This window comes from Nocardioides psychrotolerans (assembly GCF_943371775.1).
Classification (GTDB): domain Bacteria; phylum Actinomycetota; class Actinomycetes; order Propionibacteriales; family Nocardioidaceae; genus Nocardioides; species Nocardioides psychrotolerans_A.
The window spans coordinates 81,824-102,274 of sequence record NZ_CALRWD010000002.1; the positions used below are offsets into that span (position 1 = coordinate 81,824).

At 68.5% G+C, this 20,451-nt stretch carries 14 protein-coding genes; 1 reads left to right on the plus strand and 13 read right to left on the minus strand.

All coding sequences use genetic code 11. The features are described 5' to 3' along the window. Window positions 1–3: 3 nt before the first annotated feature. On the plus strand, window positions 4–1,071 hold the full coding sequence (locus AAG827_RS01245; protein ID WP_341923956.1) for a hypothetical protein: 1,068 nt from the start codon (window positions 4–6) through the stop codon (window positions 1,069–1,071). Here the strand turns inward: AAG827_RS01245 and AAG827_RS01250 are convergent. From AAG827_RS01250 to AAG827_RS01310, 13 genes are all read right to left on the minus strand, one after another. Continuing rightward, on the minus strand, window positions 1,059–1,952 hold the full coding sequence (locus tag AAG827_RS01250) for an NUDIX domain-containing protein (protein ID WP_341923957.1): 894 nt from the start codon (window positions 1,950–1,952) through the stop codon (window positions 1,059–1,061). The two genes, AAG827_RS01245 and AAG827_RS01250, sit on opposite strands and share 13 nt — an antisense overlap. A gap of 10 nt (window positions 1,953–1,962) precedes the next feature. After that, complete coding sequence (locus AAG827_RS01255) at window positions 1,963–2,772, minus strand: lysophospholipid acyltransferase family protein (RefSeq protein ID WP_341923958.1); 810 nt, start codon at window positions 2,770–2,772, stop codon at window positions 1,963–1,965. After that, a complete protein-coding gene (locus tag AAG827_RS01260; RefSeq protein ID WP_341923959.1) occupies window positions 2,769–4,016 on the minus strand; it encodes a geranylgeranyl reductase family protein in 1,248 nt (415 codons plus the stop codon). The genes AAG827_RS01255 and AAG827_RS01260 overlap by 4 nt, the downstream gene beginning before the upstream one ends. Window positions 4,017–4,204: 188 nt before the next feature. Then, the gene (locus tag AAG827_RS01265) at window positions 4,205–8,086 is read right to left on the minus strand and encodes a DNA-directed RNA polymerase subunit beta' (protein WP_341923960.1); all 3,882 of its coding nucleotides are present in this window, start codon (window positions 8,084–8,086) and stop codon (window positions 4,205–4,207) included. Window positions 8,087–8,171: 85 nt separating this feature from the next. Continuing rightward, window positions 8,172–11,663 carry a DNA-directed RNA polymerase subunit beta gene (gene rpoB, locus AAG827_RS01270; protein WP_341923961.1) on the minus strand — a complete coding sequence of 1,164 codons (3,492 nt, stop codon included), beginning with the start codon at window positions 11,661–11,663 and terminating at the stop codon, window positions 8,172–8,174. A gap of 265 nt (window positions 11,664–11,928) precedes the next feature. After that, window positions 11,929–12,714 carry a DnaJ domain-containing protein gene (locus AAG827_RS01275; RefSeq protein WP_341923962.1) on the minus strand — a complete coding sequence of 262 codons (786 nt, stop codon included), beginning with the start codon at window positions 12,712–12,714 and terminating at the stop codon, window positions 11,929–11,931. After that, a complete protein-coding gene (locus AAG827_RS01280; RefSeq protein WP_341923963.1) occupies window positions 12,711–13,319 on the minus strand; it encodes a hypothetical protein in 609 nt (202 codons plus the stop codon). The genes AAG827_RS01275 and AAG827_RS01280 overlap by 4 nt, the downstream gene beginning before the upstream one ends. After that, window positions 13,316–14,590, minus strand: a complete 1,275-nt coding sequence (locus AAG827_RS01285; protein ID WP_341923964.1) for an MlaD family protein — start codon at window positions 14,588–14,590, stop codon at window positions 13,316–13,318. Before AAG827_RS01285 ends, AAG827_RS01280 begins: the two co-directional genes overlap by 4 nt. Next, window positions 14,587–16,035 (minus strand): MCE family protein, encoded by a 1,449-nt coding sequence (locus AAG827_RS01290; protein WP_341923966.1) that lies wholly within the window; start codon window positions 16,033–16,035, stop codon window positions 14,587–14,589. Before AAG827_RS01290 ends, AAG827_RS01285 begins: the two co-directional genes overlap by 4 nt. Beyond that, window positions 16,032–17,162, minus strand: coding sequence for an MCE family protein (locus AAG827_RS01295; protein ID WP_341923967.1), 1,131 nt, complete (start codon window positions 17,160–17,162; stop codon window positions 16,032–16,034). The genes AAG827_RS01290 and AAG827_RS01295 overlap by 4 nt, the downstream gene beginning before the upstream one ends. A 5-nt stretch (window positions 17,163–17,167) precedes the next feature. After that, a complete protein-coding gene (locus AAG827_RS01300) occupies window positions 17,168–18,133 on the minus strand; it encodes an MCE family protein (RefSeq protein WP_341923968.1) in 966 nt (321 codons plus the stop codon). After that, window positions 18,130–19,164, minus strand: coding sequence for an MCE family protein (locus AAG827_RS01305; RefSeq protein WP_341923970.1), 1,035 nt, complete (start codon window positions 19,162–19,164; stop codon window positions 18,130–18,132). Before AAG827_RS01305 ends, AAG827_RS01300 begins: the two co-directional genes overlap by 4 nt. Next, complete coding sequence (locus tag AAG827_RS01310) at window positions 19,164–20,450, minus strand: MCE family protein (RefSeq protein WP_341923971.1); 1,287 nt, start codon at window positions 20,448–20,450, stop codon at window positions 19,164–19,166. The genes AAG827_RS01305 and AAG827_RS01310 overlap by 1 nt, the downstream gene beginning before the upstream one ends. Window position 20,451 lies beyond the last annotated feature (1 nt).

The window sequence follows — 20,451 nt, forward strand, 5'->3', positions numbered from 1 at the left end:
GCCATGCGCACACCCCTGCGACGGCTGCTGCCGGCATTGCTCGCCCTGGTCCTGCTGGGGTCCACCGGGTTGCTCCTGCCGGCGTCGGTCCCTGCCGGGGCGGCCGAGCGCGAGGCTCCGGCCGTCTCGGAGGTCCGCAGCTCCTCGACCGCCCGCAGCCTGGTGCAGCACGTGACCGTCTCGTGGGACCCCTCGACCCGGCGCAAGGTCTACTCCAGGAACGCCGTGGTCCCGGGCATCGGAGAGCTCGCGCTCATCTGCAAGGGCAACGCGACGATGATCAGGCTGCACACCGAGGACCGGGGTCTCGAGACCCAGATGTGGCTGCAGAAGTTCGAGGTGAAGAACGAGCACAAGGTCGTCGCGGTGAAGACCCCGCGCATCTACCGCTGGGCGCACGCCCTCGACGACGGCACGGGTGGCACGGGCTACTACGCGTCCGAGGGGCTCAACCAGCGCACGCCCATCGAGAACTACTCCTCGGGCACCATCAACGGGATCATCAGCCAGCGGCCGGGACGCAACCAGCCGGGCACCGCGTTCGCACCCAAGCCGGTGACCACGTTCGAGCTCTCCTGGTTCTGGAACGGCTTCCGCCACCCGGCCGACTACCGCTCGTGCCGGATCGACGCCGTGGTCACCACCCAGCTCGACACGCGGGCGGGCATCACCTGGCGCGGCTCCGCCGACGCGGTGGGCCACGACCGTCAGACCACGCGGATCCCGGGCTTCGGGGAGCTGAGTCTCGAGTGCCGCGACGAGGTGGACCCCACGGGGGCCGCGCAGACGCTCAGCATCACTCCGGACGCCGCCGACGCCGACCTCTACGTCGAGCGGGTCACCGGTGAGGGATGGGTGGAGGACCACGTCGCCACGCGCACCTACACCTACGGCCAGACCGTCCCGGCGATGCTCGGCCCCGTGCCGATGCCGCGCAACGGGACGCTGCGCCTGCGCCTGCGGGTGGGGCAGGCCGAGCGGTGGTTGCTCGTGTCGAGCTATGACGTCGTCAACAACCCGGACCCACGGCTCAACCTGTGCGAGGTGGCAGCGGCGCACTACGCGCGCTGACCGCCCTCCCGCGCCGCGAGGGCGGCGTGCACCAGCGAGACGACCGGCACGGCGCCTGACGTCACGTCGGCGAGCGACACCCACGCCGCAGCGTCCGTGGTGCCGCCGTCCTCGACGGTGAGGGCGAGCGGGTCCGCACCGTCGGGCAGGGTGGCCCGGAAGACGATCCCGATGGCGTGGAACTCCTCGTCGCGACCCGAGGGGGCGGTGCCCCGGACCCGCTCGTCGTCGACGACGAGCACCTCACCGACCACGCAGGTCAGACCCGTCTCCTCGCGCACCTCGCGCAACACCGCGTCGCGGGGCGCCTCCCCCTGGTCGATCCCGCCTCCGGGCAGCGCCCACGACCCGGTGTGGAACCCGCGCGGGGACACCCGGGTCAGCAGCACCGCGTCGTCACGCACCAGCAGGGCGTAGGCGGCCGTGCGCTGGAGCCGGGCCGGCTCGTGGGCCGCCAGCGCCTCCTTGACCAGCCCCACCGTCGGGACCGTGCCGGCCAGGACGTCGGCGACCGGGTGCCAGGCCGCGTCGACGGTCGAGCCGTCGACCTCGACGACGCGCGGGGCGGGCGCGTCGACCGGCACCCACCCGTCGTAGACGATGCGCAGGCTGTGCGCGTCGGCGCGCCGTCCCTTGCGCCAGGCATCGGGCTGGTGGAAGGAGAAGGTGTGCGCCGTCGGCCCGATGGTCACCGCGAGGCCGGTCTCCTCCTGGACCTCCCGCACGACCGCGTCGCGAGGGTCCTCACCGTGGTCCAGTCCGCCACCGGGCAGCGTCCACAGCTCCTCGCGGGCCAGGCGCGGCGCCAACCGGCTGAGCAGGATCTCGCCGTCCCGCAGGATCACCGCATAGGCGGCCACCCGCTGCATCTGCTCCCGCATGGGCGCCAATCTACGGCTCCCGGTCCCCGAGGCCCGGCCCCCAGGTCGGCTGCACGGCCGACCGGGGCATCCCGTCGAGCAGGAAGGACGCCTGCCGCTCCACGGCGTGACCGCCCAGGTGCGCGGGATGCCACGGCGCCCGCTCCCCCGGTCGCGGCCGGTGCTCGGGCAGGCGCTGGAGGGCCTCGAGTCCCGCGTGCAACCGACGGCCGAGGTCGCGCGTCGTCTCCACGAGGTCCGCCCCCGGGGCCACGTGCACCGGTGCTCCGAAGCGCACGTCGACCAGGCGACCGCGGGTCAGGTCCGGCCGCGGAAACGGCTCCTCGAGGGACCGCTTCTGGGGCCACAGCCGGTGGCTTCCCCACAGCCAGACCGGCACGAGGGGCGCGCCGCTCTCCCGCGCCAGCGCCACCGCACCGGGCATCAGTGCGCGCGTCGTGTAGGCGGCCGAGATCCCGCCCTCGGGGAAGACGCACACCGCCTCCCCCTCGCCCAGCAGCCGCCTGGCCTGGAGGTAGGCCGCCGCCGGGGCCTTCCGGTCGACCGGGATGTGCCCCATGCGCTCCATCGCGCGGCCGGCGACCGGGGCGTCCCAGATCTCGTGCCGACACATGAAGCGCACCCGCCGGCCGCTGTCGAGCAGGGAGCGGCCGATGAAGACGAAGTCGGGGAACGACACGTGGGTGGCTGCGAGCACCACCGGACCCGTGGCCGGAACGTGCTCGTCACCCTCCCAGCGCGTCGTGACCCGCAGCGAGCGCAGGACGACCTTCCCGAGCGCGATCGTGGCGCCGTACCACGGCTCGCGCGGGGTGCTCACGTGAACGGAGGCCGGTGGTCGAGCGCCAGGGAGCGACGCCCGGCCCAGCGCCAGACCCGGGCCGAGCGGTCCCGGTCCTCGTCGGTGACCAGGTTGCCCATCCAGCGCAGCGCCAGGGTCATCAGCCAGTCCGAGCGCATGCCGGCCGGTCCGAGCGTGGGCAGCAGTCGGGGCACGGTGACGAAGCCGGCAAGGCGGCGCGCGACCGAGAAGGACTCGCCGTAGTGCTCGCGCAGCATCGCCGGCCACGCCTCGGAGAGGTCGTCGGTCTCGGTCATCATCTGCGCGACGAAACGGCCCGTCTCGAGGCCGTAGTCGATGCCCTCGCCGTTGAGCGGGTTGACGCACCCGGCGGCGTCGCCGATGAGTGCCCAGTTGCGGCCGGCGACCCCGGAGACGGCCCCACCCATCGGCAGCAGCGCCGACGTCGGCATCCGCAGCTCGCCCGACAGGCCGAACTCCTCGCGTCGCTCGTCGGCGTAGAAGCTCATCAGGGGCTTGATCGCGATGTTGGCGGGACGCTTGGCGGTGGCCAGCGTGCCGACGCCGACGTTGACCTGCCCGTCGCCGAGCGGGAAGAGCCAGCCGTAGCCGGAGAGGATCTCGCCGTCCTCACCGCGCAGCTCGAGGTGGGAGCTGATCCACGGGTCGTCGGCGCGGGTGGAGTCCATGTAGGCGCGACCGGCGACGCCGTAGACGGTGTCGCGGTGCCACTCACGGCCCAGCACCTTGCCCAGCGGCGAGCGGACGCCGTCAGCGACCACGAGCCGACGACAGGTGATCTCGAAGCGCTCACCGTCGCGCCCGCCCCGCTCGAAGACGACGGCGGCGACACGGTCGCCCTCGCGGCGTACGTCGACGGCGCGGACCCCGTCGACCGCCGTCGCGCCCGCCTTGATGGCCGTCGTGCGCAGGTGGTCGTCGAGCTCCATGCGGGGCACCGCACTGCCCCAGGACGGCAGGTTGCCGCCCGGCCAGGGCAGCAGCAGGGTTTGACCGAAGCCGTGCGCACGCAGGCCCTGGTTGACCGTGTGGGCGCGCAACCAGTCCTCCAGGCCGAGCTTCATCAGCTCACCCGTAGCCCGTGGTGTGAGCCCGTCTCCGCAGGTCTTGTCGCGCGGGAACACCGCAGCGTCGGTCAGCACGACCTCGGCCCCACCCCGGGCCGCCCAAGCGGCTGCGGCAGATCCGGCGGGACCGGCGCCGACGACGAGGACGTCGGTCTGGGAAGGTGCGCTGCTCACCCCTCGATTCTCCCACCCAGGCGGTGAAGAGCCTCCAGCGGGACGCCGAGTCGGCGCGATGTTGCAGCCCGTACGCCGAGTCGGCGCGATGTTGCAGCCCGGCCGGGGGCTGCTCCACGTCCCCGACTGGATCTCGACGCGACAAGGCCCGCCCACGCGAGCGTGGGCGGGCCTTGTCGGACTAGCGCTTAGTTCTGGTAGGAACCAAAGTCGAAGTCGTCCAGCGCAACAGCCTGACCGGAGCCGGCGTTGCCGAACTCGTAGTCGTAGGAGTCGTAGCCCGTGACGGAGTAGGCCGCAGCGCGGGCCTCCTCGGTGGGCTCCACCCGGATGTTGCGGTAGCGCTCCAGACCGGTGCCGGCCGGGATCAGCTTGCCGATGATCACGTTCTCCTTCAGGCCACGCAGCGAGTCGGAGCGTCCGTGGATCGCCGCGTCGGTGAGGACACGGGTGGTCTCCTGGAAGGAGGCCGCGGACAGCCACGACTCGGTCGCGAGCGAGGCCTTCGTGATGCCCATGAGGACCGGACGACCCGAGGCCGGCTTGCCGCCCTCGGAGACGACCCGACGGTTCTCCTCCTCGAAGCGCGTGCGGTCGACCAGGTCGGAGGGGAGCAGGTTCGTCTCGCCCGACTCGATGACCGTGACGCGACGCAGCATCTGGCGCACGATGATCTCGATGTGCTTGTCGTGGATCGACACGCCCTGGCTGCGGTAGACAGCCTGGACCTCGTCCACGAGGTGCTCCTGCGCCTTGCGGACGCCGAGGATGCGCAGCACGTCCTGCGGGTCCGGCGTACCGGACGTCAGGTGGTGCCCGACCTCGATGTGCTGGCCGTCCTCGACGTTGAGGCGCGAGCGCTTCGAGACGGGGTACTCCTGCACCTCCGAGCCGTCGTCCGGGGTGACGAGCACCTTGCGGGACTTGTCGGTGTCCTCGATCTCCACGCGACCGGCGGACTCCGAGATCGGGGTCCGGCCCTTGGGCGAGCGGGCCTCGAAGAGCTCGACCACGCGGGGCAGACCCTGCGTGATGTCGTCGGCCGAGGCCACACCACCAGTGTGGAAGGTGCGCATGGTCAGCTGCGTGCCGGGCTCACCGATGGACTGGGCGGCGATGATGCCGACCGCCTCACCGATGTCGACCAGCTTGCCGGTGGCCAGCGAGCGGCCGTAGCACTTGGCGCAGGTGCCGGTCTTGGCGTCACAGGTCAGCACGGAGCGGACCTTGACGACCTCGACGCCGGCAGCCACGAGCTCACCGATCTTGACGTCACCGAGGTCGCCGCCCGCCTCGACCAGCACGTCGCCGGTCTCGGGGTGGGTGACCTCGCTGGACGCCGAGCGGGCGTAGGCGGCGGTCTCGGCGTTGTCGTCCTTGCGCACGACACCGTCCTCGCCCTTGACACCGATGACCTTGGGCAGGCCACGCTCGGTGCCGCAGTCGTCCTCACGGATGATGACGTCCTGCGACACGTCCACCAGACGACGGGTCAGGTAGCCCGAGTCGGCGGTGCGGAGCGCGGTGTCGGCCAGACCCTTGCGGGCACCGTGGGTCGAGATGAAGTACTCGAGCACCGACAGGCCCTCACGGAAGTTGGCCTTGATCGGGCGCGGGATGATCTCGCCCTTCGGGTTGGCCACCAGGCCTCGCATGGCGCCGACCTGACGGATCTGGTTCATGTTTCCGGAGGCTCCGGAGTCGACCATCATGTAGATCGGGTTGGAGCGCTCGAAGGTCGCCTCCATCGCGTCCCCGACCTCCTTGGAGGCCTCCGTCCAGATCTCGATGAGCTCCTGGCGACGCTCGTCGTCGGTGACCAGACCGCGCTCGAACTGCTTCTGGACCTTGGCGGCCTGCTCCTCGAAGCGCGAGAGGATCTGGATCTTGTTGGTCGGCGTCGTGACGTCGTCGATCGAGACCGTCACGCCCGAGCGGGTCGCCCAGGTGAAGCCGGTGTCCTTGAGCGCGTCGAGCGAGGCAGCGACCTCGACCTTGGTGTAGCGCTCGGCCAGGTCGTTGACGATCGCGCCCAGGGCCTTCTTGCCCACCTCGTAGTTCACGAAGGGGTAGTCGGCCGGCAGGGTGTCGTTGAACAGCGCGCGGCCCAGCGTGGTCTCGAGGGTCAGGGACTGACCCTCCTCCCAGTCGGGACCGAGCTCGAGCTCGAGCGGCGGCACGATGTCGTTGAAGCGGATCTTGACCTTGCTCTGGACCGAGATCTCGCCCTTGTCGTAGGCCATGATCGCCTCGGACGGCGACGAGAAGGCGCGACCGGCGCCCGGCTCGTCCTCACGGTCGGTCGTCAGGAAGAACAGGCCGATGATCATGTCCTGGGTAGGCATGGTCACCGGACGGCCGTCCGACGGCTTGAGGATGTTGTTGGTCGAGAGCATCAGGATCCGCGCCTCGGCCTGGGCCTCGGCCGACAGCGGCAGGTGCACCGCCATCTGGTCGCCGTCGAAGTCGGCGTTGAACGCCGTGCAGACGAGCGGGTGGATCTGGATGGCCTTGCCCTCGATCAGCTGGGGCTCGAAGGCCTGGATGCCGAGGCGGTGCAGCGTGGGCGCACGGTTGAGCAGCACGGGGTGCTCGGTGATGACCTCTTCGAGGACGTCCCACACGACCGGGCGGGCGCGCTCGACCATGCGCTTGGCCGACTTGATGTTCTGCGCGTGCGACAGGTCGACGAGGCGCTTCATCACGAACGGCTTGAACAGCTCGAGCGCCATCTGCTTGGGCAGACCGCACTGGTGCAGCTTGAGCTGCGGGCCCGAGACGATGACCGAACGGCCGGAGTAGTCGACGCGCTTGCCGAGCAGGTTCTGACGGAAGCGACCCTGCTTGCCCTTGAGCATGTCGGAGAGCGACTTGAGCGGGCGGTTGCCCGGGCCGGTCACGGGGCGACCACGACGGCCGTTGTCGAACAGCGAGTCGACGGCCTCCTGGAGCATCCGCTTCTCGTTGTTGACGATGATCTCGGGCGCACCGAGGTCCAACAGCCGCTTGAGGCGGTTGTTGCGGTTGATCACGCGGCGGTAGAGGTCGTTGAGGTCCGAGGTGGCGAAGCGGCCACCGTCGAGCTGGACCATCGGGCGCAGGTCCGGCGGGATGACCGGGACGGCGTCCAGGACCATGCCCTGGGGCTTGTTGCCGGTCTTGCGGAAGGCGTCGACGACCTTGAGGCGCTTGAGGGCGCGGACCTTCTTCTGGCCCTTGCCGTTGGCGATCGTGTCGCGCAGCGACTCGACCTCGGCCTCGATGTCGAAGGACTCCAGGCGCTTCTGGATCGCCATGGCGCCCATGTGGCCCTCGAAGTACTTGCCGAACCAGTTCTTCATCTCGCGGTAGAGCAGCTCGTCGCCCATCAGGTCCTGGACCTTGAGGGACTTGAAGGTGTTCCACACCTCGTCGAGGCGGTCGATCTCGCGCTGGGCGCGGTCACGGACCTGCTTCATCTCGCGCTCGGCACCGTCGCGGACCTTGCGGCGCGCGTCGGCCTTGGCGCCCTCGGCCTCGAGGGTCGCCATGTCCTCCTCGAGCTTCTTCATGCGGTCCTCGAGGGAGGAGTCGCGGCGCTTCTCGAGGCGCTCGCGCTCCAGGCCGACCTTGCCCTCGAGCGAGGACAGGTCGCGGTGGCGGGAGTCCTCGTCGACGGCGGTGATCATGTAGGCGGCGAAGTAGATGACCTTCTCGAGGTCCTTCGGCGCCAGGTCGAGCAGGTAGCCCAGTCGCGAGGGGACACCCTTGAAGTACCAGATGTGGGTCACGGGAGCGGCGAGCTCGATGTGGCCCATGCGCTCGCGGCGCACCTTGGAACGGGTCACCTCGACGCCGCAGCGCTCGCAGATGATGCCCTTGAAGCGCACGCGCTTGTACTTGCCGCAGTAGCACTCCCAGTCCCGGGTGGGACCGAAGATCTTCTCGCAGAAGAGGCCGTCACGCTCCGGCTTGAGCGTGCGGTAGTTGATGGTCTCCGGCTTCTTGACCTCACCGTGGCTCCACGTACGGATGTCGTCCGCGGTGGCCAGGCCGATCTTGAGCTGGTCGAAGAAGTTCACGTCGAGCACGATGGCTGTTGTCCTTCGTTTGAAAGCTAGAAAAAAAGTGCGGACCGAGGGCAGGCCGCCCGCCTGGGGCGGGCGGCCTCACACCTCAGACTTCTTCGACGGAGCTGGGCTCGCGACGGGACAGGTCGATGCCGAGCTCCTCGGCGGCGCGGAAGACGTCCTCCTCCGCGTCACGGAGCTCGATCTGCGAACCGTCCTGACTCAGGACCTCAACGTTCAGGCAGAGCGACTGCATCTCCTTGACGAGCACCTTGAACGACTCGGGAATGCCGGAGTCGGGGATGTTCTCGCCCTTGACGATCGCCTCGTAGACCTTGACGCGACCAGGCACGTCGTCGGACTTGATCGTGAGCAGCTCCTGCAGGGCGTAGGCGGCGCCGTAGGCCTCCATCGCCCAGACCTCCATCTCGCCGAACCGCTGGCCACCGAACTGGGCCTTACCGCCCAGGGGCTGCTGCGTGATCATCGAGTAGGGGCCGGTCGAGCGTGCGTGGATCTTGTCGTCGACGAGGTGGTGGAGCTTCAGGATGTACATGTAGCCCACGGCCACCGGGTCGGCGAAGGGCTCGCCGGAGCGGCCGTCGAACAGGTTGGCCTTGCCGGTGTCGCCGATCATCCGCACGCCGTCGCGGTTGGGCGTGGTCGCGCCCAGCAGACCGGTGATCTCGTCCTCGCGGGCACCGTCGAACACCGGCGTCGCCACCTTGGTGTTGGGCTCGGCCTTGTCCGCGTGGATCTTGATCAGCCGCTGCTTCCAGTCGGCGTCGGACTTGTCGTCCATGAAGTCGAGGTCCCAGCCCTGCTTGGCGAGCCAGCCGAGGTGGAGCTCGAGGATCTGACCGATGTTCATCCGTCGCGGGACACCGAGCGGGTTGAGGACCACGTCGACCGGGGTGCCGTCCTCCATGAACGGCATGTCCTCGATCGGCAGGATCTTCGCGATGACGCCCTTGTTGCCGTGGCGACCGGCGAGCTTGTCGCCCACCGAGATCTTGCGCTTCTGCGCCACGTAGACGCGGACCAGCTGGTTGACGCCGGGGGGCAGCTCGTCGCCGTCCTCGCGGTCGAAGACGCGCACGCCGATGACCGTGCCGGACTCACCGTGCGGCACCTTCATCGAGGTGTCGCGCACCTCGCGCGCCTTCTCGCCGAAGATCGCGCGGAGCAGGCGCTCCTCGGGCGTCAGCTCGGTCTCGCCCTTGGGCGTGACCTTGCCGACGAGGATGTCACCGGTGGTGACCTCGGCGCCGATGCGGATGATCCCGCGCTCGTCGAGGTCGGCCAGCATCTCCTCGGAGACGTTGGGGATGTCCCGGGTGATCTCCTCGGGGCCGAGCTTGGTGTCGCGCGCGTCGACCTCGTGCTCCTCGATGTGGATCGAGGTGAGGACGTCCTCCTGGACCAGACGCTGGCTGAGGATGATCGCGTCCTCGTAGTTGTGACCCTGCCAGGGCATGAAGGCGACGAGCAGGTTGGTGCCCAGCGCCATCTCGGCCTTGTCGGTGCACGGACCGTCGGCGATCGGCGTGCCGATCTCGAGGCGGTCACCGTCGGCGACCAGGGGGCGCTGGTTGATGCAGGTGCCCTGGTTGGAGCGCTTGAACTTCGCCAGCTTGTACGTCGAGTAGGTGCCGTCGTCGTTCATCGTCTCGATGACGTCGGCGGAGACCTCCTTGACCACACCGGCCTTGTCGGCCACGACCACGTCGCCGGCGTCGACCGCCGCGCGGTACTCGATGCCGGTGCCGACCAGGGGCGAGTCGCTCACGATGAGCGGCACGGCCTGGCGCTGCATGTTGGCACCCATGAGCGCGCGGTTGGCGTCGTCGTGCTCGAGGAAGGGGATCAGGGCCGTCGCGACCGACACCATCTGGCGCGGCGAGACGTCCATGTAGTCGACCTCGCCGGCCAGGATCTCGGAGACCTCGCCGCGGCGCTGGCGGACCAGCACCCGCTCCTCGACGAAGGTGTCGTTGTCATCGAGGGCCGCGTTGGCCTGCGCGATGACGTAACGGTCCTCGTCGTCAGCGGTGAGGTAGTCAATCTTGTCGGTGACGGTGCCGTTCTCGACCTTGCGGTAGGGCGTCTCGACGAAGCCGAACGGGTTGATCCGACCGTAGGAGGCCAGCGACCCGATCAGGCCGATGTTGGGGCCTTCCGGGGTCTCGATCGGGCACATGCGGCCGTAGTGCGACGGGTGGACGTCACGGACCTCCATGCCGGCGCGGTCGCGGGACAGACCACCGGGGCCGAGGGCCGACAGGCGACGCTTGTGCGTCAGGCCGGAGATCGGGTTGGTCTGGTCCATGAACTGCGAGAGCTGAGAGGTGCCGAAGAACTCCTTCAGCGCAGCGACGACGGGACGGATGTTGATCAGCGACTGAGGCGTGATGGCCTCGACGTCCTGGGTCGTCATCCGCTCGCGCACCACGCGCTCCATGCGGGCCAGGCCCGTGCGGAGCTGGTTCTGGATGAGCTCGCCCACCGTGCGCATGCGGCGGTTGCCGAAGTGGTCGATGTCGTCGGCGCCGATGTCGAGGGTGCCCTGGGGCGTCTCGGTCTGCTCGCGGCCGTCGTGCAGGGCCACGATGTAACGGATGGCCGCGACCACGTCGGCGATCGTCAGCGTCTGGTGGTCGAACGCCTCGAGCAGGCCGAGCTTCTTGTTGATCTTGTAGCGACCGACCTTGGCCAGGTCGTAGCGCTTGGGGTTGAAGTAGTAGTTCTTCAACAGTGTCAGAGCGGCCTCGCGCGTGGGCGGCTCGCCCGGGCGCAGCTTGCGGTAGATGTCGAGCAGCGCGTCGTCGGGACCCTGGGTGTGGTCCTTCTCCTCGGTCAGCTGGATCGACTCGAACTGGCGCAGGTCGGCCATGACCGCGTCGTAGTCGTAGTCCTCGCCGATGTCCTCGGCGACGGCCTGGAGGGCCTTGAGGAGGACGGTGATGTTCTGCTTGCGCTTGCGGTCGAGGCGCACGCCGACCAGGTCGCGCTTGTCGATCTCGAACTCGAGCCAGGCTCCACGCGAGGGGATCAGCTTGGCCGTGTAGATGTCCTTGTCGGACGTCTTGTCGGCGGTGCGCTCGAAGTAGACGCCCGGCGAGCGGACGAGCTGCGAGACGACGACGCGCTCGGTGCCGTTGATGACGAAGGTGCCCTTGGGCGTCATGAGCGGGAAGTCGCCCATGAAGACCGTCTGGCCCTTGATCTCACCGGTGTCGTTGTTGGTGAACTCCGCCGAGACGTAGAGCGGAGCGGAGTAGGTGAAGTCCTTCTCCTTGCACTCGTCGACGGTGTACTTGGGGTCGTAGAAGACCGGGTTCTCGAAGGCGAGGGACATCGTCTCGGAGAAGTCCTCGATCGGGGAGATCTCCTCGAAGATCTCGGTCAGACCGGACTTGCTGGAGACGTCCTCGCCCTCGGAGCGGCGACGCTCGACGACGGCGTCCCACTTCTCGTTGCCGATCAGCCAGTCGAAGGCGTCGGTCTGGAGAGAGAGGAGCTGGGGAACCTCGAGAGGCTCCTTGATCTTTGCGAAAGAGATGCGGCGGGAGTTACCGGAGGTGCTGCGCGCGGCCAAGAGTTGTCCTTCGACGTGTCGCTCTGAGTGGCGCCGTCACCCCCCACAGGCACAGCCACCGGGCAGGCTGACGAGTATTTGAGGGCAGGCGCAATGCGCCACCATACAACAAATCTGGGCGCACAACAAGACCTGCATGCGCCGTACCGACGAGCGTTGCCGGAATCATGCGCTCCGCAGCCGCCCAGGTCAAGCACCGCGTCCGCGCGGCTGTGGAGGAACCCCGCGGCACCGTGGCCCCACGCGGTCGTACGACGGACCGGCGTCAGGCCGCGGCGGGCGTGGTGATCACGTCGTCGACAAGCCATTCACCGTCGACGAGGACCATCCGCAACGTCGCCTGATCGCGGTAGACCTCAAGCGGTGTGGGCTTCTTCCTGCTCGTGGGACGGTTGACGAACAGCAGCACGTCGACGCGTCTGTCGCTGCTCCGAACCACGCCTGACGCGACGATCTCGACCGTCACGACAGTCTCGGTGGTGGGCGCGAACTCCTGGATGACCTCGAAGAGCTGGTCGTACTTCGTGCGGTAGTCGTCGGTCATGTAGGACCTGGCAGCCGCGGCGTCCGCGTCGAGCGTGCGGTAGTCGTAGGACAGCAAGGGGATGACCGCGACCTCGGCGGCCGACTGCGCGGCGCTCTCGTCGACCGGGCCGGGTCGGGTCCAGGCGAAGATGGTGGCGCAGACGACCGCGAGGGTCACCAGGGCCAGGAGGGCGAGCAGAGCGAGCCTCGTCCCCCGCCGGCGCGTCGGGAAGGTGGCGGGGGCCTCGCTCGGCCCCTCCGTCGAGGTCGCCTCTTCGGCGTCCGGCGCCTCGTCGTCCTCGTCCCCACCGTCGTGCTGAGCCTCGGCCTCCTCCTGCTCCGCCAGGGTCGCGTCGTAGGCGGCGCGCCGCTCGGGGTCGAGGAGGAGCTCGGCGGCCTCGTTGAGGACGCGGAAGCGGCGGTCGCTCGGGTCGAGGTCGGCGATGGAGGACTTCCAGGCGGCGCGGATCTCCTCGGAGGTCGCGTTGCGGTCGACGTCGAGCAGGTCGTACCAGTGGGGACTCACTGCACGGGCTCCTCTGCCTCGCCGGTCAGCGGCACGAAGTCGTCGACGAGCCACTCACCGTCGATCTTCTTCAGCGACACCTCGAAGCGGAAGGGCAGCGAGTCGGTGTCGATGCGCTCCTCGGGAGCCTGCGGGTTGGGGTAGGAGTTGGTGAAGGAGCCGGCGACCAGCACCGTGGCGGAGTCGCCGTCGATCGCCGAGGTGCCGGTCGAGAAGACCTCGCCAGTGCGACCGACGCCGGCCTGCGCCACGGTCTGCTCGGCCAGCGCGGCGTTCTCCTCGAAGTCGGTGGCGAACTTCGGCGTGATGACCTCGGTCACCAGCTCGCGGTAGTCCGGCATGGCGTTGTTCTCGTCGAGGAGCTGCGGACCGTAGGTGTTGAGGCGCAGGACGAACTGCTTGGCCTGCGACATCGCGACCTCGCGCTCACGTGCCTGCGAGGTGTCCCCCTCGAAGACCGAGGTCACCCGGTCGCCGAAGGACGCCCCCTCGGCCGAGCGCGAGCCGGCAAGGAAGACCAAGGACCCGACGCAGCCGACGATGACCAGCACGAGCGCCGGGACGAGCAGGCGGAGCAGGCGTGTGGAAGTCGAGCGTGACGTCACCCCTGGGGTGCCATCAGGGGCTGGAGATACAGCCACTTCCACGACTCCTCTCCCAACGTTGAAGGCGCCACGCTACCGGTCGAGGTCTTCGCCCGGGCGGCCCGGTTGCCCCAGGTCAGCTTGCCGGTCTCCTCGTCGTAGGACGCGATGACGGGAGCGACCCGGCCCGGCAGGTTCTGCGGGCCACGCGCGTTGCTCATCGCGGGCGGCTCGGTGCAGCCGGCCTGCTCGTTCATCGGTCGGTCGCCGGTGTCCTGCGGCGGGCGGGTATCGGTGCCCTCGTAGCCGCGGTGGCAGACCGGGTTGTCGGTGATGACCATCCCGAAGTGCGCGTCGAAGAGGCCGGTGTCCGGCGACTTGGAGACGACCGTGAAACCGCCTTCCACGATGTAGGGGTAGATGCTCAGGATCTGCGAGATGCCCGGCAGACGCTTGACGACGACCTCGCCGGTGGTGACCAGGTTGTTGATCAGCGACCCCAGCTCGACGCGGTTCTGCTCGAGGAACGTGCGCAGCTGGTTGGCCGTCGCCGAGCCGTTGTCGATCACCGTGCGCAGGTCCCCGTCGGCGCCGGCGAGGGTCTCGCTGAACTTCGCGAGCTCCGTGGCGAAGTTGCGCAGCGCGCTCTCCGAGGCGATCTGCCCCGTCAGGACGACGTTGCCGTCCTCGATCAGGCGGGAGGTGACGTCGAAGTTCTGGTTGGCGACCTCGATGAAGGAGTTGCCGGAGTCGATGATCGTCTGCAGGTCCTCCCCCGCGCCGCCGAAGGCGTCGCCGAACTCGCTGACCGTGGTGCGCAGCGCCTCCTGGTCGACCGAGGAGACGGTGTTGGAGAGGTTCGTCAGGAGCTGGTTGGTCGAGACCGGGGTGCGGGTGTCGGCCTGGTCGATCTCGGAGGCCTCCCGGAGGAACGGCGCGGAGTCGACGTTGGGCTGGAGCTCGACGAACTGCTCACCCACCGCCGACCGGTTGCCCACGATGGCGATCGTGTCGGCCGGGATGGCGTCGAAGGACTTCTCGATGTCCAGGTGGACGTCGACGCCGTCGTCGGTCAGCACCAGCTCGCCCACGCGGCCGATCTTGACGCCGCGCCAGTTGACCTCGGCGCCGGAGAAGATGCCGCCGGACTCGGGGAAGTGCGCGACGACGGTGTAGGTGTCGTCGATGAAGAGCCGGTCGAGCTTGGCGTAGCGGGCACCCACGTAGGTCACCCCGAGCAGGGTGATCAGGACGAAGATCAGCAGCTGGACCTTGGTGCGGCGGGTGATCATCGGATCACCATCCCCGGCACCAGCAGCGACACCAGGGCGGGGTCGTAGACCTCCATGAGCTGTCCCATCGTGGCTCCTCCAGCCTTGGCCCTGTCGTCCTGGGCACCGAAGCCCGTGCGCCCTGCTCCGAGAAGGCCACCGAGGCCACCTCCGAGGTCGGGCAGTCCGGGCAGCTCCGGCAGCTCGATCGGTCCACCGTTGCCTCCACCTGTGCCTCCGGCTCCACACAGGACCGGGAGCGGGATGCCGCTCGCGTCGCAGACCGCGTCGATGAGCGCGGCAGGCAGACCCTCGCAGGTGGCTGCAGACGGGTTGTTGAGGCAGGCGGTGATGGCGTTGGACGCGCCCTCGCAGAGGTTGGGCAGGTCCAGGAGCTCGTCGAGCGGGATGTCATCGGGGATCTCACTGAGCGGGAAGCACGGGATGCCCGGGACGTCGGGCAGTCCGTTCTCGCCGGTCAGGTCGATGTCGAGGGTGGCCGAGAGGTTGGTGTAGTCACCCATGTGCAGGTTGCGCGCCACCTGGGGGTCCCGGCCCACGACCTCGTCCACGAACGGGTAGGTCAGGAAGACGTTGAAGGCGTTGACGAAGCTGTCGCCGGAGTTGGCCAGCTCGGTCAGCACCGGCTGGAGCTGGCGGATCGAGGCGATCGTGACGTCCTTGGAGCGCCTGATCACGTCGACGCCGACGTCGCCGAGGCGGTTGAGCGCCTGCAGCATCTTGACCAGGTCCGTGCGCTGGGCGTCGAGGGAGGTGAGGGCGCTGGGCAGCTCCTCGAGGGCGGAGTTGATGGTGCCCTGCTGACGACGCACCGAGAGGGCCAGGCGGTTGAGGCTCTCGATGGCGTCGACGATGTCGTCCTTGTTGTCGTCGAGCTGGCCGACGAAGAGGTCGACCTGGTCGAGCACCGACTTGACGCTGTCCTCGCGACCCTCGAGGGCGAGGTTGAGCTCGCTCGTGATCGTCTTGAGCTGAGCGATGCCGCCGCCGTTGAGGAGCAGGCTCAACGCGCCCAGCACCTCCTCGATCTCGGGGTTTCGACCGCTCCGCTCCAGCGGGATGACGTCGCCGTCGGCGAGATCGCCGGAGCCTCCACCCTCGGGAGCCTTGAGCGAGACGAACTTCTCGCCCAGCAGGCTGGTCTGACGGATCTCGGCCACGGTGTCGTCGGGGAGCTGGGTGTCGCCACGCAGCTCGATGGTCACGCGGGCCACCTGCCCGTCGAGCTCGACCTGCTTGACCTGGCCGACGCTGACGTCGTTGACCTTGACCGTCGACTGAGGCACCAGGTCGAGCACGTCGCGGAACATCACGTCGACGGTGATCGCGTTGTCACCGACGTCGGTGCCGCCCGGGAGCGGCAGGCTGTAGACGTCGAAGTCGCAGGCGCTCAGGGAGAGCGTGCCGAAGAGCAGCGCGACCAGGAGCCGCATCTTGACCTTCACTCGGTCACCTCCACGAGACCACCGAGGGTCAGGTCGTACTTGGCGCCGGAGGACGAGCCGGTTCCGGCACCGAAGGGGCCGGTGCGCGGCAGCGGGAGCGTCTCGATCAGGTCGCACAGCTCACCGCTCGGGTCGGCATTGTTGACGAAGCCGCAGAGCAGGGTCGCCGGGTCGGACTCGATCTGGTTGATGAGCTCTCCGATGTTGGCGTTGGTGTCGAGCGTGCCGGCGTCGGGGTTGTAGGTCAGCGCCAGGTTGTTGAGCGCCAGCGGGCCGGCGGTGAGGACCTCGTCGAGAGCGCCGCGCTGCTTCACGAGCACCTTGGCGACCCGGTTGATCTTGGTGATGTTGCGACCCAGGACCTCGCGGTTGTCGCGCACGAAGGTGCCGACCTCGCCGAGCGCCACCGAGAGGTTGCGCAGCGAGGCCGCGAGCTCCTCCCGCTCGCCCGACAGCAACGTCGAGACCGAGCTGAGCGAGGTGTTGAAGCGTCGCACCGTCGCGTCGTTGTCCGCGAGGGTCTCGATGAACCGACCGAGCTGCTCGGCGGAGCCGAAGAGCTCCTCCTTGTTGTTGTCCAAGGTGGCCGACAAGGTGGCGAAGTCCTTGATGGTCTGGTTGAACTGAGCGCCCTCGCCGCCGAAGTTCTTGGCGGTCACCTCGAGCAGGTCGGTCAAGGCACCGTTCTCGTTGGCACCGTCGGGACCGAGCGCCAGGTTGAGGCGGTCGAGGCTGGAGTAGATGTCGTCGAGCTCCAGCGGCACGGCGGTGCGCCCACCGTCGAGCTCGGTGTTGTCGCCGAGCACGTCGCCCTTGGTGTAGACCGGCGTCAGCTGGATGTAGCGGTCGCCGACGATCGACGGGGCGATGATGACCGCCTGAGCGTCGGAGGGGATCTTGACGTCCGCGTCGTAGCTCAGGGTCACCACGACGTCGGTGCCGGACGGCGTGACGGTTTCGACGGTCCCCACGGGAACGCCGAGCACTCGGACCTCGCTGCCTTCGTAGATCGAGATGGCCCGCGGGAAGTGGGCGGTGAGCGTCTTGCGCTCCTCGCCCCCCATGAGGGTCAGCGCGGCGACCACCACCAGGGCGACGACGAGCAGGGGGCCGATGAACTTCTTCACGGTGTTCACAGTCGCGGTGTCCCCACGGGAGGCAGGTTCTGGATGTAGGTGTCGAACCACGGGCCGTTGCCGAGCGTGCTGGCGAAGACCCGGTAGAAGGGGGCCATCAGCCGCAGGCTGTTGTCGAGGTTGTCCTCGTTCTTGTTGAGCACGTCGACGACCTCCTCCAGCTTGAGCAGAGCCGGCTCGAGGTCCTTGCGGGTCTGCTGGACCAGCAGGGTGAGCTCCTTGGACAAGGTCGACGTCGAGACCAGCAGGTTGTGCACCGACTCGCGGCGCGCCACGAGAGCGCGGAACAGGACGTCGGAGTCCTCCATGAGCCCGATGATGTCCTGGTCGCGCGCGTCGAGCACCGTGGACACCCGGTCGAGGTTGGTCAGCAGCGAGTTGATCTCGTCGTCACGCGAGGCGATCGTCCGCGAGAGCGCCGAGACCCCGTCGAGCGCCAGGCGGAACTCCTCGGGCGTGTTGCGGGTCAGGTCGGCCAGTGTCGTCAGCGAGGCGGCGAGCTGGTCGGTGTCGATGTCGGCGGACGTCTCGGCCAGGCCGGAGAAGGCCGCGACGACGTCGAACGGCGAGCTGGTGCGCTCGACGGGGATCTCGGAGCCGTCCTCGAGCTGACCCTCGCCCGCGGGCTCCAGGGAGAGGAACATCGCGCCGAGCAGCGTCTTGATCTTGATCGCGGCCTTGGTGAGCTCGCCGAACTCCGAGTCGGTCCTGACCCGGAAGGTCACGCGCACGTGGCCGTCCTCGAGCTCGACGGCCTCGACCTTGCCGACGCGGACACCGGCGATCCGGACCTCGTCGTTGGCCTTGAGCCCGCCCGACTCGGTGAAGGCGGCGTAGTAGGTGTCGCCTCCACCGATCAGTGGCAGGTCCTGGGCGCGGAAGGCGGCGACGAGCAGGAGCAGGAGCACGGTGATGCTCGCGGCTCCGATGATCACCGGGTTGCGCTCGCGGAAGGGCTTCATCCGAGATCACACCTTGCAGAGGCAGTGTCGTAGTTGACCGGGACGGTGAGGTTGCCGGGCAGGCGCACCTTGCCCTGGAAGTTGCACAGGTAGAAGTTGAACCAGGAGCCGTAGATCGCGGTGCGTCCGACCTTCTCGAGCTTGATGGGGAGCACCTGCAGGGCGCGGTCCAGCTCGCCCTTGCCACGCGCGACGTTGGTCGCGAAGCGGCGCAGCTGCTTGATGTCCTCGACGAACGGCGGGCGGATCCCCTCGACGAGTCCGGCAGTTTCCACCGACAACGAGGAGATCTGGTCGAGCGAGCTCAAGATCGCCTCGCGGTCCTCGTTGAGCCCCGACACGAAGGTGCGGAAGGTCTTGATCAGGTCGGTGAGCTGGTCGTCGCGGTCGGCGAGGTCGTCGAGCACCGTGTTGAGGTTGGTGATGAGGTCGCCGATGACCTGGTCTCGCGCCGCGAGGGTCGAGGTGATGGACGCGGTGTTGCCCAGCAGGCTCTCGAGCGTGCCGCCCTCGCCCTGGAAGACCTGCACGATCTCGTAGGAGAGCTTGTTGATGTCGTCGGGCGAGAGCGCCTCGAACAGCGGCTTGAAGCCGTTGAAGAGAATCGTGAGGTCGAGGGCCGGGGCGGTCTGGTCGACCGGGATCGTGTCGCCCTCCTGCAGCACCGCGGCGTCACCGACCTGCTGGTCGAGCGCGATGTAGCGCTGTCCGACGAGGTTGCGGTAGCGGATGGTCGCCGTGGTGGCCTGGTTGAGCATGGTGGTCTCCTCGACGCTGAAGGAGACCATCGCCCGGTTGCGGTCGAAGATCTCCACGTCGTTGACCGTGCCGACCTTGACGCCTGCGATCCGGATGTCGTCGCCCTTGACCACGCCGGTGGCGTCGACGAACTCAGCCTTGTAGTCGCGGGAGCCCTGGAAGGACAGGTTGCCGATCGTGATCACCAGCACCCCGGTGGCCAGGGTGGTGATCACGATGAAGACCACGAGCTTGACGAGGTCGTTGAACGTGCGCTTGTCGAGGACGGCCATCAGCGGAGACTCACTTCCGCGCCACGGGCCAGGGGGCCCACGAGCAGGACACTGAGGTCGGACACCTCGGCGGCGGGCAGACCGAAGCCGGGGCCCATCAGCTCCTTGAGCAGGGCGGACTCCTCGGAGCTGCCGGGCTCGCCGGCGCCGTCGAAGTAGTAGTAACCCGGTGACACGCGAGAGGTCCCCTTGCCGGTCGGCTCGTCGACGCCGTCGTCGAAGTCAGGCTGCCGCTTGAGCGGGTTCTCCTGGCTCCACGGCGGGTTGGGCAGGTTGAGGCAGGTCGGCCCGCGGTCGACCTGGGTGCGCGGCTGGTCCTGCGGGCCGTAGGCGCGCGGCTGGCGCGGCAGCGTCTCGAGGACGATGTGGAGGGTGAAGCCGCGGAAGGCCTCCGCCTGCAGCTTGCCGGCGCGCACGATGCCCTCGGTCAGGCAGGGGAACTCCGGCGCGTAACGGGCGAGGACCCGCAACTGCGGGGCACTCACCTCGCCGAGGCGCACGAGGTTGTCCCCGTTGTCATCGAGGAAGGTGCGCGCGGTGTCGGAGAAGGACGCCACGTCGGTGAAGAGGGCGTTGAGCTTGGCCGAGCGGTCCTCGAGCGTGCCGGTCGTGGTGATCGTGTTCTCCAGGATCTGTGCGACCTCGGGCAGCACGTCGCTGTAGATGTCGGAGACCTCGGCGGTCAGCCGCAGGTCCTCGACGAGTCCGGGGATCTGCGGGTTGAGGCGCTTGAGGTAGGTGTCGACGGTCTCGAGGTTCTCGCCGATCGCGTTGCCGCGACCCTCGAGCGCCGTGGCCAGCGCGTTGAGCGTCATGTTGATGTCGGCCGGTTGGACCGCACGCAGCAGCGGGTAGAGGTCGGAGAGGACCTGCTCGACCTCGGTGCTGACGGCGGTCCGGCTGATCACGGCGTTCTCGGCGAGCTGTCCCTCGGGGCCACTCTCGGGGATCTCGAGGCTGACGTACTTCTCGCCGAAGAGGGTCTTGGGCACGATCGCGCCGGTGACGTTGGCCGGGATCGTGTCCATCTCCTCGGGGAAGATGCCGAGGGTCAGCTCGGCGCCCTCCTCGATCGTGTCGAACTCGAGGACCTCCCCGACGATGACGCCACGGATCTTGACGTCGGCGCGCGAGGGCAGCTGGAGGCCGATGGAGGAGGTCTGCAGCGTCACCTCGTCGTAGTCGACGTACTTCTTGGTGAAGATGGCGAACGTCGCGTAGACGCCCAGGACCAGCAGCGCGAGGAACGCGACGCCCAGCAGCTTGTAGTTCTTCAGGATCCTCATC